This window comes from Nitratireductor sp. WH36-1 (genome assembly GCF_058725515.1).
On sequence record NZ_CM178970.1, the window covers coordinates 2,064,387 to 2,079,775 of the forward strand.

Consider the following 15,389-nt stretch of genomic DNA (forward strand, 5'->3'; position numbering starts at 1 on the left):
AGCGCTGATGTCGTTTTCGGTCGCCAGTTTCGGATCCTCACTTGTGTCTCGATACGGGACACGGGAATCGGCACGAAGTTTGCCTCAAAGGTTGTATTGACCTTGGGTTCTTATGGTAAATGGAGCGTAAAGACATGGTCCATATCGGGCTTTGCGGGGCAGCGTTTGTCGCCGGACTTGTCTTTTGCGGTCTCCTTTCAAGTCTCTTTGAGCTTCTGACCGGCAGGCGTGTGCGCTTCCAGTCGCCCTTCATCGTTCGTCGGCGTGTTTTGCGATCCCTCGCGGTCATGCTGTGCGTGGGACCGGTCGTTTTCCTGCGTGAAGCGCTCGCAAGCTACAGGCAGAGGCTGATCGGGCATGGCGCGCTGGCGGGTGCGGCTTTCACGTCCGGATTATGGGTGACGGCGACCGGTGTGGTTGTTATCGAGGCGGTGCTGGCTGTCGGGCGGATCTGAAGCGGCGAAATGCAGATTCTGATTCCTGCCTGCGTGTTGTAGTGTGCCGCCTTAATCTACCGGGAGTTTTTAATGCCGATTTATGCGTTGGAGGGCGAGAGCCCGCAGTTCGAGGACAGGGACACAAACTGGATCGCGCCGGACGCCTCGCTGATCGGGCGTGTGCGGCTCGGACGCAATGCGGGTATCTGGTTCGGCGCTGTCCTGCGCGGGGACAATGAGCTGATCGATATCGGCGAAGACACCAACATTCAGGAACATTCCGTCCTTCATACGGATATGGGCTTTCCGCTGGTCGTGGGGCGCGGCTGCACGGTCGGGCACCGGGCGATCCTGCATGGTTGCCGGATCGGCGAAAACAGCCTGATCGGAATGGGCGCGGTGGTGCTCAATGGTGCCGAGATCGGCAGGAACTGCCTGGTCGGGGCCGGCGCGCTCGTCACCGAGAACAAGAAATTTCCCGATAATTCGCTGATCGTTGGCTCGCCTGCCAAGGTTGTGCGTGAACTGGATGAGGAAGCGGTGCGCGGGCTCCGCTGGTCTGCCGATCACTATGTGAAGAACGGTCAGCGCTTTTCCGCGGAGTTGAAGGAAGTCTGAGTTCCCGAAAAAGGTGGAGCCGACCCATGGGGTGGGCCGGCTCCTGACCCGGTCGTTGGGGACGGGGAGGTGGGGACTCGACCGGGTGTCCCGCAACGGATGCCGCCGGTCCGAAGATCGGGAGCGCGGCGTTCTCCGTTGGTGTTCAGAAAGACATGGGCGCGTTCACTGGATTGCGCCCATACATGTTGTTGAAAGATCAGCGGCTCGAAGCGACGCTGCCAACGGCGACGGGCTGTCCGTTGTTGATGTTGACCCACTTGCCCGAATGCGAAGCGGCCTGGCGCTTGAGATAGGTGTAATCCGTATCGCCCCACAAAGAGACGCGGGCTTCCAGATTATCGAGAATGAAATCGCCCATATTGGTGACCACGGTCAGAACGGCATGGCCGTCGCCATTGGGCTGGCGCACCACCGTGATCAGCAGATTGCCGGCAGGCACGCCGGCTGCCATCAGGCGGCGGCGCTTCTCGAGAACATAGTCCTCGCAGTCGCCATAGGCCGTCGGGTAGGACCAGTACTCTTCCACGCCCCACATTTCCATGTCGGTGCGCGGCAGAACCGTCGAGTTCACCGCATTGTTGACGTCGATCATGGCTTTCCACATCTCGCGCGTCAGCTTCACCGGACGCGGGCGCGCCGTTGTCTGGTTGCACTCGACCGGCTCGCGCTGGCAAAGTTCATAGTGACCGATCGGCTGGCTGGTGAAGCCACCGGTCTTCATGAAATTGGGTGTGGCGAACGCCCCCGTGGTGAACGCCCCGAATGCAAGTGCGGCGGCCGCGATCAGCCGTGCGCTCTTTGAATGCCCCATGGTCTTGTCTCCCCGTTTGAGAGGACAATGACACAGGGGGATTTATCCCAGGCAAAAGTGCGAAGTATAAATCGCGCTAAATTCTATTTGTATTTTGATCTAATCAATATAAAAATCTAATTATATTTGAATAAAATTTGTCTAAAATTGTAATGAAATTCGAAGGCGTCGTGGCGCTCGGTTCGCGCCGCACTTCACGGGCGGATCGACGATGGAGAGGAGAGCGGCATGAATGGTGTGAAAGCTCTGGTGTTCGATGTATTCGGCACGGTGGTCGACTGGCGCGAAGGTGTGGCGCGCGAGGCGGCAGAGTTTCTGCAGCGTCATGGGGCAGGGGGCGTTGATCCGGCAGCATTCGCGGATTTGTGGCGGGCGCGTTATCAGCCGGCCATGGAGGAGGTGCGAAGCGGTCGGCGGCCCTTTGTGCGGCTCGATGTCCTGCATCGGGAAAATCTGGAAGTGATCCTTCCGGATGTCGGCGTAGACCCTTCGCACGTTCCCGCGTCCGAACTGGATGCGCTGAACCGCGCATGGCACCGGCTCGATCCCTGGCCCGATGTGCTGGCGGGGCTTGCGCGCCTCAAGACGCATTACATCATCGCGCCGCTCTCCAATGGCAATGTTCTTCTCATGCTGAACATGGCCAAGCGCGCCGGCCTGCCGTGGGACGCCATTCTGGGCGCGGAGGTCGCGCAGGCCTACAAGCCCGCGCCGGAAGCCTATCTGCGCACCGCCGATATTCTGGGGCTTGAGCCCGGGGAGGTCTGCATGGTGGCGGCACACAACAGCGATCTGGCCGCCGCCAGCGCCTGTGGACTCAGGACGGCTTTCGTTGCGCGTCCGCTGGAATATGGCAGCGGATCGTCACGCGATCCTGTCGCAGAACGGGACTGGGATGTGATCGTCTCGGATTTTGCAGAGCTGGCGACGCGTCTGGGCGCTTAGGCCGCTGTTACGAATGCAGCGGTCAGGCTTCCGTCGGCAGCGAGAACTCTGCTTCCAGCGCCTGACGGTTCTGGATGCTTGCAAATTCGATGGCGACGCCATCGTCGAAATGGCGCACCACCTGTCCGCGCATCGTGCCAAGATGAACCTGCGTTCCGCGTTCAGGCCGCACTTCGCTCTCCACGGCTGCGCCGGAAAGAGACAGGTCGATGATGCGGCAGCGATATTCACGGCCGTCCGGCAGGCGCAGAACGCTGATCGGGTTGCGCGGTGCGATACGCTCATGACGGCGATCTTCCGGCAGATCCAGCTCGTGCTTGTTGGCAAGCCATGTAAGCTGGGCCGCAAGCTTGTCGCGCTTGCGCTCGGAAGCAACAACCGTCATGGCGAAACCGTCGCGGTTGACGCGGATCACTTCGCCTTCAATGCGGCCGATATGATCGAGATAGGCGATCACGCGCTCGCCCTGCCTGCCTGAACGCTGTGCGATCAGGCAAACGTCGCCCGGCGACATGTCTGTCACCCGGCAGGGGTGTTCACTGCGATCTTCAAGCATGAAGCGGCCATAGATCGACACCTTGACGCGCTGAAAGCTTCGTCTTTCATCGTCTGATGGGGATCGGTTGATCGCCGCTCTCATCGTGTCTTGCGCCCTTCGATCTGAAGATTCCAGCTGGCCCATGGGGCAGCGCGACACTACGCCTGATCCGTTAATAAGCGGTAAGGAGCAACTATTCGTTGCGCCCGCCGTCGAAAACCACAAGATGGCGGAACCGGCGGCCCTGGCCGGGTTCGATGAGGCTGTCGGTGATGGAGCGGCGCTCCGGCACCAGTGGCGGCACCTGGACGGCTGGCCGGTTCTTCAGGAGGGAGGGCTCGCGGTCGGCGTCGATGATCCGCAGCGAGGTGACTTCACATTCCACGATTGGTTCTGCGCCAAGCCAGAAAGGCTTGTGGCAGGCCAGCAGCGAGCCCATGGCGCGCGGGCTTTCCATGCCGCCTTCAAGCGGCAGAAGCAGAAGCTCGAAGGCTGCGGCATCGCCGCTCCTGTTGCGTCCCGCAAAGGAAAGAACCACCACGGATTTCATGTCGAACACGCTGCGCGCAAGCTTGCCGACCACGGCCTGATCACGGCCCGGCCACAGGGAGGCGAAGGAGAGGCCCTTGAGTTCCTTTCCGAATGTGGCGCACAGCCGGGTGCCAGCGAGGCGGAACACGGCTTCGCCGCGCGCATCGCGTTCCAGAATGAACGTATCGGCCAGCAGTGTCTTGATCTCTGCCGGCTCGACTTCCGTGCGCCTGGGGGCCGGACGGTTGCCACGCAACCTGTTCCAATATTGGAACAACGTCACCGAACCATCATGTTTCATGCCTCTTGGCTCCTTACTCTCGGCCCGGGCCTGTCCCATAGGCGGACAGGTGCAGGCATTTTCAATAGCGACATGTGGATGGGTGCAGGATGCGTGCCAAAGCGATGGGGGTTGTTCGCGCAGCCGCTCTGTTAGGGTTAACAAAGGGTTTAGATTGCGCGGGTTTCGGGCCGGTGGCAGTGTCCGGCCGTTCGCAAGACCGAATCAACCAGATCGCCATGCGTCCCCGTGGACGCCTGAAGGACGATCTGAATGATTGAGGGAGCAGCGGGGGCGCCCGATGCTCCAACTGACGGGCCGGGGCCGGTCTTTCTCACGAAAGCCGGAGTGGGGGCTCGACCAGGCCGTTCAGGTTCATCCTGAGCGGCTTTTTTCTTTTCCGCGGGTCTGCTACGCAAAATCATGAACAGAGATGAAGAGCGGGCGATTCCTGAAGCGGAATCCGAAAATGGGTTTGAGCGGAACGGCGGTGATGGCAGGGAGCCGGTGTTCAACCTGGCGCCGGCCGTCACGGTCCTCGGCCTGATCTGCGTTGCAATTTTTGCCATCGAGACATTCTGGATGAGCATTGATCAGCAGATCTGGCTGATGGTGCATTTCGCGTTTCTGCCGATCCGCTATAGCGGGCAGTTTGCGCTCGACACCTACGCTTTCATCAGCCCCGTCACCTATTCCTTCCTGCATGGAAGTTGGGGGCATCTTCTGGTCAACATGATCTGGCTTGCCGCCTTCGGGTCTCCGCTTGCCAACCGCATCGGAAGCGCGCGTTTCGTCCTGTTCTGGGTGGCAGGCGCGCTTGCCGCCGTCGGGCTGCATTACCTGCTCTATCCATCCTCGGCAGTGCCTCTTGTTGGCGCGTCCGGCTCCATTTCCGCGATGATGGGGGCTGCAGCCCGCTTTGCGTTCCGGGTGGATCGGCGTCAGCCTAAGCCGGCCTTCACCGGGCCGGTGCTTCCTGTCTCCCTGGTCGTGAAATCGCGCAGCGTCGTGGTGTTCCTTGGCGTCTGGATGGTGGCCAATGTGGTGACGGGCCTGATGAGCGGCACCGTGGTCAACGGTCCCCAGATCGCCTGGGAAGCCCATATCGGCGGTTTTCTCCTGGGTTTCTTCGGCATCCAGTTCTTTGATCGCCCGCCCGCGCGGCGTCAGGCTGATTTCCCTTCCTAAGGGCAGGATTTCGACGACGGCATAAGCATTCGTCTACTTGCAAAGCGCTCTTTCACGGCGCAACATTGCCCTGTTGCCAGAAGAAGGAGATTGCCATGACGGTGAAGGCCATTCTGGACGCCAAAGGGCGCAATGTGGTCACCATCGGTCCGGACAGGAGGCTGGCGGAGGCCGCCCAGCTCTTGTCTGAACGCGGTATCGGTGCCGTCGTTGTGACGGAGCCCGACGGGCGTATCGCAGGTATATTGTCGGAGCGCGATATTGTGCGCGTGATCGGGCGCGATGGCGCCGACATGCTTGAACAGCCAGTTTCTGCGGTCATGACCGCAAAAGTTCGCCGCTGCCATGAGCAGAACACGGTCAACGAGGTCATGCAGATCATGACCGAAGGCCGTTTCCGGCACCTGCCGGTGGAAGAGAACGGCAAGATTGCCGGTATCATCTCGATCGGCGATGTCGTGAAAAAGCGCATCGAGGAGGTCGAGCGCGAGGCCGAAGACATTCGCAGCTATATCGCGACCGCCTGAAAAGACGGAGGCTGCCTTTCGGCAGCCTCTTTTGTTTTAACGGTTATCGAGTTGTGAGCGGACCAGTTGAAGGCCGCGGCGCGTGATGCGGTAGGGACCGCTGTTGCGCGACTGGATTGCCCGTTTGCGTTTGATCTTTCTGAACAGTGTCAGGTCAAGGCCGGGAAACTGCCAGCCGTCACGTGTGATGCAGTTCAGTTCGAGTATCTGGCCTTGCTCGTCCTTTTCGATGACGATCCGGCCGCCCTGCGCCAATATGTGCAGGATGCGCTGCTCTGCGCGCGAAATATCCATATCTTGAAGTCCTGGAAAACCACTGGCGCGAACCAATGGGAAAACCACCGGCCAAATGGCCGGCAAACATCGCTGCGCCGCCTTGCGATGGCGCAGGGTTTCAAGGTTTTCTCGCCCCGACCCTGTGTTGGTTCAGGTTCGGGGCCCTACCGGGCCTCAAGATAGTTGGACATAAAAACTCCGTTGATGCTGCATTTCATAACGCAAACTGTGGCCGGAATAAAGTGCTTGGCTTGCCACGCGGGTATGTTTGGTCTAGCGAATGCGGCAGTCCATTCCGAACCATCCGACTGCACGGCACCGTGAAACCATGACACTCATCGATACACGCACGCCCGATCCCAAGCGTTTCATCTCCGGCGCTACCGGCGACTGGGAAATCATCGTCGGCATGGAGATCCATGCCCAGGTAACGTCTGAAGCAAAGCTGTTCTCCGGCGCTTCGACGACTTTCGGTGCTGCCCCCAATGCGAATGTCTCCCTCGTGGATGCGGCCATGCCCGGCATGCTGCCCGTCATCAACGAGGTCTGCGTCAAGCAGGCAATCCGCACGGGCCTTGGCCTGAAAGCGCAGATCAACCTGCGCTCGGTCTTCGACCGCAAGAACTATTTTTATCCGGACCTGCCGCAGGGCTACCAGATTTCGCAGTTCAAGCAGCCGATCGTCGGCGAGGGCAAGGTGACGGTTTCCGTCGGCCCCGCCAAGGACGGCTCGTTTGAGGAAATCGAAGTGGGCATCGAGCGCCTGCATCTGGAGCAGGATGCCGGCAAATCGATGCATGACCAGCATCCCACCATGTCCTATGTGGATCTCAACCGCTCGGGCGTCGCGCTCATGGAGATCGTCTCCAAGCCCGATATCCGTTCTGCGGACGAGGCCAAGGCGTTCCTGACCAAGCTGCGCACCATCCTGCGTTATCTGGGCACCTGCGACGGCAACATGGACGAAGGCTCCATGCGCGCCGACGTGAACGTGTCCGTGCGCCGGCCGGGCGGTGAATTCGGCACGCGCTGCGAGATCAAGAATGTGAACTCGGTGCGTTTTGTCGGTCAGGCCATCGAATCGGAAGCCCGTCGCCAGATCGCGATTCTCGAGGATGGCGGTTCCATCGATCAGGAGACCCGCCTGTTCGACCCGGCCAAGGGCGAGACGCGCTCCATGCGCTCCAAGGAAGAAGCGCACGACTATCGCTACTTCCCCGATCCGGATCTGGTGCCGCTGGAATTCGATCAGGCCTATGTGGATGCGCTTGCAGCCGACCTCACGGAGCTGCCGGATGAGAAGAAGGCGCGTTTCATCGAAGCCTTCGGCCTGTCCGAGTATGACGCTTCGGTCCTGATCGCCGAGAAGGCTACGGCAGACTTCTTCGAGAAGGTTGCAAAGGGACGTGACGGCAAGGCTGCCGCCAACTGGGTCATCAACGATCTGCTCGGCGCGCTGAACAAGGCCGGGCAGGGGATCGACGAGACCCCTGTTTCGGCTGACCAGCTCGGCGCGATCATCGACCTGATCAAGAACGGCACGATTTCCGGCAAGATCGCCAAGGATCTGTTCGAGATCGTGTTCACCGAGGGCGGCGATCCGGTCGCCATCGTCGATGAGCGCGGCATGAAGCAGGTCACCGACACCGGCGCAATCGAGAAGGCCGTTGACGAAGTCATCGCCTCCAACCCGGAAAAGGTTGAGCAGGCCAAGGCCAAGCCGACGCTGGCCGGCTGGTTCGTTGGTCAGGTGATGAAAGCCACCGGTGGCAAGGCCAACCCGCAGGCCGTCAACGCGCTGGTGAAGGAAAAGCTCGGCATCAATGATTGATGCCGGCGGTTATTTTGTCCGCACGGCCGGCGAGCGTGACTTGCCGGCCGTGCGGGCGCTCCTCGTGGAAACCTGGCACGACACCTATGACGCGATCTACGGCCGCGAGCGTGTGGATGAGATCACCGGTGCCTGGCACTCCATCGAGGCTCTGAGGGCGCGGCTGAAACAGCCGCACTCCGAATTCGTTCTGGCAGACAATGGCAGCGATATCGGCGGTATGGCCTTCGCCGTCGCCGAGCGTGAAGGCAAATCCATCAAGCTGCATCAGCTTTACGTCCGTTCGGCCTGCCAGGGGCGTGGCATCGGTCAGGCCCTGTTCGACGAGGTGGCGATCTGCTTTCCCGAGGCGCGCGAAATCACGCTCGAAGTGGAAGAGGCCAATGGCCGGGCGCGTGGCTTCTATGAGCATCTGGGATTTGAGCAGATGGGCCAGAGCGAGGATTGCGGAAGCGCCGGTTCCGATATCCCGGCCTTGATCTACCGCAGGCTGCTTTAGGGAAGGGCCTCAGGCTCTCCGGACGCAGGGCGGCGCTGATTCGAGACCGAATCCTTTTGTCAGCCGGCTATCCCTCTTGCGGCATTCGCGCGCATCAAGTCTCATTGCGGTGGCAGGCTTTGGCTTTGACCGCTGCGCGGAAGGCGCTCTCCATCCGGTCCCCGGAAACCCCGTCCTCGCCGCGCTTTCAGCTTTTCCAGCCATGAGACAGGTGAGGGGCAAAACCCCTTTGCCGGCCCGAAAACAGCCGTGATACGGCGAATGCGATGAAATGAACTTTGAGCAATCCGTAACGGGCCTTGCCTTCTGGCGATGCGGACGCCATAACGCAACTCACGAGCCATCTCGAACGATGATAGCGAGCGACTTGAGGACGCCATGAAGAAGTTCCTGCTTCAGTTTTTCACCTGGTGGAATGGCCAGACACTGGGCACCCGCTTCCACACGTGGCGCAAGGGCACGCGCGTCGGTGAAGACGAGTTCGGCAACATCTATTACGAAGGCGGCAAGGATTCCGAAGGGCGCACGCGCCGTTGGGTAATCTATAACGGCATTTCCGATGCGTCTCTGGTTCCCGCTGGCTGGCACGGCTGGCTGCACCACCGCGTCGATGTTGCGCCGGTGAACGAAAACTACACGCCGCGCGAATGGCAGAAGCCGCATCAGCCGAATCTCACGGGCACCCCCGCCGCCTATCGTCCGCAGGGATCGATTGCGACCGGCAAGGAACGCCCGCGCGTGACCGGCGACTATGATGCGTGGACGCCCGGCGGTTGAAGCCGCGCGCTGTTCTCGCCACAATTTAACATTAGTTGTGCGCCTTCCCATGGACTTGGTGATTCCACCGGTCTATCCCGGATGACAAGCGAACAGGACGGGTGTCGAGCCACATGAATTCAGGCCACAAGAAGAAAGCCGGTTTCAGGCTTGTTGCAGCGCTGGGACTGGGAATGGCGACGCTCGCCGCCCTGCCAGCGCAGGCAGAGCGTTTGCAGCACCCGGTGGCCGAATTCACCGGCATCGACAAGATTACCGGCCGCATCATCTCCTTCGACGTCTATATGCATGAGACCGTCCAGTTTGGCGCTCTGCAGGTGACGCCGCGCGTCTGCTACAGCTCCGAGGAGACCGAGGAGCCGCGCACCGACGCTTTCGTGGAAGTGGACGAGATCACGCTGGACCGTGAGATCCGCCGCATCTTCACCGGCTGGATGCTGGCCGAAAGCCCGGGCCTCAATGCCGTCGAGCACGCGGTTTACGACGTGTGGCTCAAGGCCTGCAAGGAAGACACGGAAGTCCCGCCGCCGGACGCGGACTGAGTGAAACCCTACTGATTTCCATCGACGCGGACTGTCAGGGGCTGAAGCGCGCTTCGCCCTTTTGCAGCGCGTCCTGAAGTATCTGCTCATAACGGCTGCGGGGCACGTCGATCGCGCCGAACTGTTTTAGGTGCGGCGTTGTGAACTGCGTGTCGAGCAATGTGAAGCCGCGTTCGCGCAGGCGCTCGACCAGATGCACAAGGCAGACCTTGGAGGCATCGGTCTGGCGCGAGAACATGCTCTCGCCGAAGAAGGCGCGGCCAAGTGTGACGCCGTAGAGCCCGCCCACCAGCCCTTCATCCGTCCAGGCTTCCACCGTGTGGCAGTGCCCGTTCTCGAATAGAAGCCCGTAGGCTTCGCGGATGGGCGCGTTGATCCATGTGTCGTCGGTGTCGCGTCGCGCCTCTGCACAGCCTTCTATGACGCCCTCAAAGTCCGTATCGAAGGCGATGCGGAAGGGCGCGCGGCGCAGCGTCTTGGCGAGGCTTTTGGGGATGTGAAAGGAATCGAGCGGGATGACCCCGCGCATTTCCGGCCGCACCCAGAAAACCTCCGGGTCATCGGCACTCTCCGCCATCGGGAAAACCCCGGTGGCGTAAGCGCGAAGAAGAAGATCCGGAGGGATCCGAAATCCTGGTGCGAAAGGTCGTGCCATCGTGCTCAACCGGCCAGATCGCCGGAGAATCACATGGGGCGGCGAGCTTTGGATCGCCCGGCGTCCACTGGACGCACAAAGGGCGATCTAAATCACTGACAGAGAAACGGGGTAACCGAAACTCTAGCTCGTTTTCGCCAGGTAATTCTCCAGCCAGTGGATGTCGTAATCGCCATTGGCGATATCGGGATTGCCGACCAGATCCTGGAACAGCGGAAGCGTGGTCTTGATGCCGTCGACGACGAACTCGTCCAGCGCGCGGCGCAGACGCATCATGCACTCGACGCGGTTGCGTCCATGCACGATCAGCTTGCCGATCAGGCTGTCGTAGTAAGGCGGGATGCGGTAGCCCGAATAGACGCCCGAATCGACGCGGATGCCAAGACCGCCCGGCGTATGGAAATGCGTGATCGTGCCCGGCGAGGGGGTGAAGGTGCGCGGGTCTTCCGCATTGATGCGGCACTCAATGGCATGGCCCTCGAAACGCACCTCATCCTGCGTGCAGGACAGTCCACCGCCGGAAGCGACGCGGATCTGCTCATGCACCAGATCGATGCCGGTAATGGCTTCCGTCACCGGATGCTCCACCTGCAGGCGGGTGTTCATCTCGATGAAGTAGAATTCGCCATTCTCGTAGAGGAACTCGATCGTGCCCGCGCCGGAATAGCCGAGATCGGCAATGGCCTTGGAGACGATTTCGCCGATGCGGTTGCGCTGCTCGACATTGAGGGCAGGCGAGTTGGCCTCTTCCCACACCTTCTGGTGACGGCGCTGCAGCGAGCAGTCGCGTTCACCCAGATGGATCGCGTTGCCCGCGCCATCGCCCATCACCTGAACCTCGATGTGGCGCGGCTTTTCGAGATATTTCTCGATATACACCGCGTCGTCACCGAAGGCCGCACCCGCTTCCGTGCGGGCGGTGGAGAGCGCCTCGGCAAGATCTGCCTCGGTGCGCGCAACCTTCATGCCGCGTCCGCCACCGCCGGCAGATGCCTTGATCAGCACCGGATAGCCGATATCGGCGGCAATGCGCTTGGCTTCCACATCGTCGGTCACGGCGCCATCGGAGCCCGGAACCACGGGAATGCCAAGGGCCTTCACCGTCTTCTTGGCGGTGATCTTGTCACCCATGATGCGGATGTGGTCGGCCGAGGGGCCGATGAAGGTGAGATTGTGTGCGGCCAGAATTTCGGAGAACTTGGCGTTTTCCGAAAGGAAGCCGTAGCCCGGATGCACGGCGTCGGCGCCGGTGATCTCGCAGGCGGCCAGAATCTGATGAATGTTCAGATAGCTGTCGCGCGAGGGCGGCGGCCCGATGCATACGCTCTCGTCGGCAAGGCGCACATGCATCGCATCCGCGTCCGCCGTGGAGTGCACGGCTACGGTCTGGATGCCGAGCTCCTTGGCGGCGCGCAGTACGCGCAGGGCGATTTCGCCGCGATTGGCGATGAGGATCTTGTGAAACATGCGCGCCTGCCCCGGACTATTCGATGACGACCAGCGGCTCGCCGAACTCAACCGGCTGCGCATCCTCGAAGAGGATCGCCGTCACGGTGCCGGAACGGGGCGCGGGAATCTGGTTCATGGTCTTCATCGCTTCGATGATGAGAAGCGTCTGGCCTTCCTTCACGGACTGGCCGACTTCGATGAAGGCGTTCGCGCCGGGCGCGGGAGACTTGTAGGCGGTGCCGACCATCGGGGAAGGAACGGCATTCTTGGAATCGGCCGGGCTCTTCTTGGCTTCTTCAGCCGCGGCCGGGGCCGGCGCAGCCGGTGCGGGCGCGGGGGCGGGTGCCGGTGCGGCATAGCTCTGCACGGCGACTGCGCCCTGCTTGGCCACGCGAATCCGCAGGTCGTCCTGCTCGACTTCGATTTCCGTCAGATTGGTGTCGTTCAGGATCGTCGCAAGCTCGCGAATGAGTTGCTGATCGACCCCCGTCTTTTTTGTCGACATGTGTTTTGTCCTGCTTTTGTCTCAATCCGGCCGGTGTGCGGCCAGCGCATCCAGCGCGAGTACATAACCGATTGTGCCCAATCCGCAAATCATGCCTTTTGCCGCCGGGGCAATCATCGAAACGTGGCGAAACGCTTCGCGGGCATGAATGTTGGAAATGTGCACCTCAATCACCGGGAGCGGGCTCACCGCACGGATCGCATCATGCAATGCAATCGACGTGTGCCCATAGGCGCCGGGATTGATGACGATGCCGGCAGCTTTCTGGCCGGCCTCATGGATCCAGTCAACGAGGTCGCCCTCGTGATTGGACTGGCGAAACTCAATGTCCATTCCAAGTGAAGCGGCCTTGTCCCGGCAGTTCTTCTCGACGTCCTCAAGGGTGTCGCCGCCATAGATGCCGGGTTCGCGCTTGCCGAGCGCATTCAGATTGGGCCCGTTCAGAATGAAGACTGTTTTCGCCATAAAATCGTCCCCTGGCCCTTTTGCGGCACCATCACAAGCTCCTCTATAGAGGGCTTAGACCGTACCGCAAAGATGGCAAGGGGCTTCTTTCTCTGTCCACAGAGCGCTCCGGAGGCTTCCGGCGTGCGCGTCAGTTGCTTTCCGTGCGGGCCTGTTCGATCTTTTCGCCGAGCACATCCTTGCCCAGCGCGCCGAACACAACCTCGTTTCCGACCACATAGGCGGGCGTTCCGGTAACCGCAAGCTGATTCGCCAGTTCATAGGTTTCCGCGAAAGCCTTCTGGATCTCCGGATTTTCCATTTCCTTGCGAAGTGCTGCCTCATCAAGACCAAGGCCGGTCGCAATCGACATGGCCAGTTCGCCATCGGCGCGGGATTCCGACCCCATCAGCTGCTGATGGAACTCGGCGTACTTCTCGGGCGCGGTCGCCTGAACAGCCATGGAAACCACATGGGCCTCGCGCGATTCTGCGGAGAGGATGGGGAATTCCTTGAGCACGAAGCGCACATCGTCATTGTCTTCGAGCAGCGCCTGCATGTCGGCCATGGCGCGTTTGCAGAAGCCGCAATTGTAATCGAAGAACTCGACCACGGTGACCTGGGCTTCCGGATTGCCGATCACGCCGTCATGCGGGCTGTTCAGGAGATCATCCTTGCGATCCTGCAGCACGGTCTTCTGGGCCTCGGCCTGCTGCTCGCGCTGCTTGGTTTCGAGTGCTGCCTGAACCTCGAGCAGGATTTCCGGGTTTTCGAGCAGGTAGTCGCGCACGATCTGCTCGACTTCCGGTTTGCCGAGCGCTGCGCCGTCCGATGCCTGCGCGACATTGCCGAGCACCATGGCGGGCAGGAAGAGGGCGGTTGCCGCCGTAAGGGCGCGGAGTTTGCTGGAAAGAGTCATGATCAAATCCGATTTCATCTGAATTGAGGATATCTGTTTGTTGTGTGGCCCATTTGGGGCGAAAGGTTCACCGATCAACCGGGAGCCTTGTACTGTATGATGTCCTGCGCGCGCAGCCAGCCGGGCGAGCCGCGCTTCATGCGCTTCTGCGCCCTGATGGCGAAAAGCTTCGCATCGCGATACTGGCCGGCATGGAAATAGCCCTCTGCTGAAGCAAGTTCCGCATTGGCTATGTCACCCAACTGCCCGTACGCCTGGGCAAGGTAGCGATAGCCATTGGCGAATTCCGGCTCACGCGAAAGCCCGGTCTGCAGTTCCGATGCCGCCTTCTTCACGAGGTCCGGCTGACCGGTCGCCAGAAGCGCCTGCCCATAGCCCACCTGAAGCAGTCCGGGCGTGCCCGGAGCAAGCGATAACGCCCTGGCATAGGCATTGGCTGCATCCTTCGGGCGGTTCGCCTTGATGAGGATGTCGCCGCGCAGCTCCTGCAGATAGGGATTGCGGGGCATTTTGGAGATCAGTGCATCGACCTTCTGGAGTGCCGTGCGGGGATTTCCGGTGAGAAAGGTGGCAATCGCGTCGCCATACATGGCGGGAATGCCGCGCGGGTCCTGCCTGAACAGCCGCTGTACGGCCTGCGCGCCTTCCGTATGCGCGGCAATCTTTGCGCGCATCATGTCATGGCGCTGCTGAAGCTGCGCCGGGTCCTTGCGGTCGTAGAAGCGGCTCTTTCGCGCAAGCTCTTCCAGATTGGCGATACGCTCGCGCGGCATGGGGTGGCTGATCTGGTAGGGATCGACATTGACGCCTGCGAGCGCCAGGCCGCCCGCCAGACGGTCGAACGTTGTCAGCATGCCCTTGGCCGACTGGCCGGTCTTGTTGAGATAATCGATGGCCGTGCGGTCGGCGGTCACCTCTTCGGAGCGCTGATAGCCGAGCAGGCCGCGCCGCGCCATTTCCGCACCGCCGGCAGCCATGCCGACACCGGCCGAAGCCAGACCGCGCGTATCCGTTGCTGCACCCGCAACGCCTGCGCCAATGCCGATCAGCGCCGACACGATGGCCATGGTCTGCGCACGCTTGAGCTGCTGGCGCAGTCGCTCCTGATGTCCGCCCGCGATATGCCCGGCTTCGTGAGCGATCACGCCGATGATCTCGTTGGGCGTTTCAGCCTGTGTCAGAGCGCCGGTGTGAATGAAGATGCGTCGCCCATCCACGAAGGCGTTGAAGCTGCGATTGTTGACGAGAATGATGTCGATCCCCGAACGGGACAGACCGGCCGCCTTCAGTATCGGGGCGGCATATTCGGTAACAAGAGCCTCGATTTCCGCGTCACGAACGACGGTCACACGCCCCTGCGCCTGCGAAGCCGGCACCGAAACGACAATCAGATAGGATGCCAGCATGAAGAGCGTGGCTGCCCGCGCGATAATCCTGTGAACCATGGTGTCTCTCTCAAGCATTGCCGAATTGGTAGACGAGCATAAGGGCAATGGGAAGGCACAACAGTCTTCGATCATGGAGTTTTGATCTGTGCTCTTGCCGTGTCGCCAATGCAAAAAGGCCGGCGCAATGCGCCAGCCTTCCAGTTTTTTGTGTTCCAAATGCGCCAGC

At 60.9% G+C, this 15,389-nt stretch carries 19 protein-coding genes; 9 read left to right on the forward strand and 10 right to left on the reverse strand.

All coding sequences use genetic code 11. The features are described 5' to 3' along the window. Positions 1-134: 134 nt before the first annotated feature. On the forward strand, positions 135-455 hold the full coding sequence (locus tag AC4PTT_RS09645) for a DUF6949 family protein (protein WP_492161043.1): 321 nt from the start codon (positions 135-137) through the stop codon (positions 453-455). A gap of 72 nt (positions 456-527) precedes the next feature. Beyond that, on the forward strand, positions 528-1,055 hold the full coding sequence (locus AC4PTT_RS09650) for a gamma carbonic anhydrase family protein (protein WP_492161044.1): 528 nt from the start codon (positions 528-530) through the stop codon (positions 1,053-1,055). A gap of 199 nt (positions 1,056-1,254) precedes the next feature. Here AC4PTT_RS09650 and AC4PTT_RS09655 read toward each other — a convergent pair whose 3' ends face one another. Beyond that, a complete protein-coding gene (locus tag AC4PTT_RS09655) occupies positions 1,255-1,869 on the reverse strand; it encodes a transglutaminase-like cysteine peptidase (RefSeq protein WP_113155342.1) in 615 nt (204 codons plus the stop codon). 228 nt (positions 1,870-2,097) lie between these two features. Between AC4PTT_RS09655 and AC4PTT_RS09660 the strand changes: the two genes are divergently transcribed. Further along, positions 2,098-2,814, forward strand: a complete 717-nt coding sequence (locus AC4PTT_RS09660; protein ID WP_297560272.1) for a haloacid dehalogenase type II — start codon at positions 2,098-2,100, stop codon at positions 2,812-2,814. 22 nt (positions 2,815-2,836) lie between these two features. Here AC4PTT_RS09660 and AC4PTT_RS09665 read toward each other — a convergent pair whose 3' ends face one another. Together AC4PTT_RS09665 and AC4PTT_RS09670 are read right to left on the reverse strand one after the other, a co-directional pair. Beyond that, the gene (locus tag AC4PTT_RS09665) at positions 2,837-3,454 is read right to left on the reverse strand and encodes a PilZ domain-containing protein (protein ID WP_206546275.1); all 618 of its coding nucleotides are present in this window, start codon (positions 3,452-3,454) and stop codon (positions 2,837-2,839) included. A 91-nt stretch (positions 3,455-3,545) separates the two neighbouring features. Continuing rightward, complete coding sequence (locus AC4PTT_RS09670) at positions 3,546-4,184, reverse strand: PAS domain-containing protein (RefSeq protein WP_113155340.1); 639 nt, start codon at positions 4,182-4,184, stop codon at positions 3,546-3,548. A gap of 402 nt (positions 4,185-4,586) precedes the next feature. Here AC4PTT_RS09670 and AC4PTT_RS09675 point away from each other — a divergent pair, with 402 nt between their 5' ends. Both AC4PTT_RS09675 and AC4PTT_RS09680 read left to right on the forward strand, forming a co-directional pair. Then, the gene (locus AC4PTT_RS09675) at positions 4,587-5,351 is read left to right on the forward strand and encodes a rhomboid family intramembrane serine protease (RefSeq protein ID WP_206546273.1); all 765 of its coding nucleotides are present in this window, start codon (positions 4,587-4,589) and stop codon (positions 5,349-5,351) included. A 95-nt stretch (positions 5,352-5,446) separates the two neighbouring features. Then, on the forward strand, positions 5,447-5,878 hold the full coding sequence (locus AC4PTT_RS09680; protein ID WP_113155338.1) for a CBS domain-containing protein: 432 nt from the start codon (positions 5,447-5,449) through the stop codon (positions 5,876-5,878). Positions 5,879-5,914: 36 nt separating this feature from the next. On the opposite strand, the gene AC4PTT_RS09685 is transcribed toward AC4PTT_RS09680, so the two are convergent. Then, complete coding sequence (locus AC4PTT_RS09685; protein WP_113155337.1) at positions 5,915-6,172, reverse strand: YjhX family toxin; 258 nt, start codon at positions 6,170-6,172, stop codon at positions 5,915-5,917. 310 nt (positions 6,173-6,482) lie between these two features. On the opposite strand from AC4PTT_RS09685, the gene gatB reads away from it, so the two are divergent. The 4 genes from gatB (at position 6,483) to AC4PTT_RS09705 (ending at position 9,803) form a co-directional block, all read left to right on the forward strand. Next, positions 6,483-7,985: an Asp-tRNA(Asn)/Glu-tRNA(Gln) amidotransferase subunit GatB gene (gene gatB, locus AC4PTT_RS09690; protein ID WP_206546272.1), complete on the forward strand. Its 1,503-nt coding sequence runs from the start codon at positions 6,483-6,485 to the stop codon at positions 7,983-7,985. After that, complete coding sequence (locus AC4PTT_RS09695; RefSeq protein ID WP_492161045.1) at positions 7,978-8,484, forward strand: GNAT family N-acetyltransferase; 507 nt, start codon at positions 7,978-7,980, stop codon at positions 8,482-8,484. Before gatB ends, AC4PTT_RS09695 begins: the two co-directional genes overlap by 8 nt. A gap of 378 nt (positions 8,485-8,862) precedes the next feature. Continuing rightward, entirely contained in the window at positions 8,863-9,261 is a 399-nt protein-coding gene (locus AC4PTT_RS09700; protein ID WP_113155334.1) for an NADH:ubiquinone oxidoreductase subunit NDUFA12, read from the forward strand. A gap of 113 nt (positions 9,262-9,374) precedes the next feature. Further along, positions 9,375-9,803 carry a DUF2155 domain-containing protein gene (locus tag AC4PTT_RS09705; RefSeq protein WP_206547493.1) on the forward strand — a complete coding sequence of 143 codons (429 nt, stop codon included), beginning with the start codon at positions 9,375-9,377 and terminating at the stop codon, positions 9,801-9,803. A gap of 34 nt (positions 9,804-9,837) precedes the next feature. On the opposite strand, the gene aat is transcribed toward AC4PTT_RS09705, so the two are convergent. From aat to AC4PTT_RS09735, 6 genes are all read right to left on the reverse strand, one after another. After that, entirely contained in the window at positions 9,838-10,458 is a 621-nt protein-coding gene (gene aat, locus AC4PTT_RS09710) for a leucyl/phenylalanyl-tRNA--protein transferase (RefSeq protein ID WP_492161046.1), read from the reverse strand. A gap of 123 nt (positions 10,459-10,581) precedes the next feature. Then, positions 10,582-11,925: an acetyl-CoA carboxylase biotin carboxylase subunit gene (gene accC, locus AC4PTT_RS09715; RefSeq protein ID WP_113155331.1), complete on the reverse strand. Its 1,344-nt coding sequence runs from the start codon at positions 11,923-11,925 to the stop codon at positions 10,582-10,584. A 16-nt stretch (positions 11,926-11,941) separates the two neighbouring features. Further along, entirely contained in the window at positions 11,942-12,412 is a 471-nt protein-coding gene (gene accB, locus AC4PTT_RS09720) for an acetyl-CoA carboxylase biotin carboxyl carrier protein (protein WP_113155330.1), read from the reverse strand. A 21-nt stretch (positions 12,413-12,433) separates the two neighbouring features. Further along, the gene (aroQ, locus tag AC4PTT_RS09725) at positions 12,434-12,877 is read right to left on the reverse strand and encodes a type II 3-dehydroquinate dehydratase (protein WP_206547495.1); all 444 of its coding nucleotides are present in this window, start codon (positions 12,875-12,877) and stop codon (positions 12,434-12,436) included. A gap of 130 nt (positions 12,878-13,007) precedes the next feature. Further along, a complete protein-coding gene (locus tag AC4PTT_RS09730) occupies positions 13,008-13,775 on the reverse strand; it encodes a DsbA family protein (RefSeq protein ID WP_492161047.1) in 768 nt (255 codons plus the stop codon). Between the two features lie 74 nt (positions 13,776-13,849). Further along, positions 13,850-15,220 (reverse strand): M48 family metalloprotease, encoded by a 1,371-nt coding sequence (locus tag AC4PTT_RS09735; protein WP_113155328.1) that lies wholly within the window; start codon positions 15,218-15,220, stop codon positions 13,850-13,852. Positions 15,221-15,389: the final 169 nt, after the last annotated feature.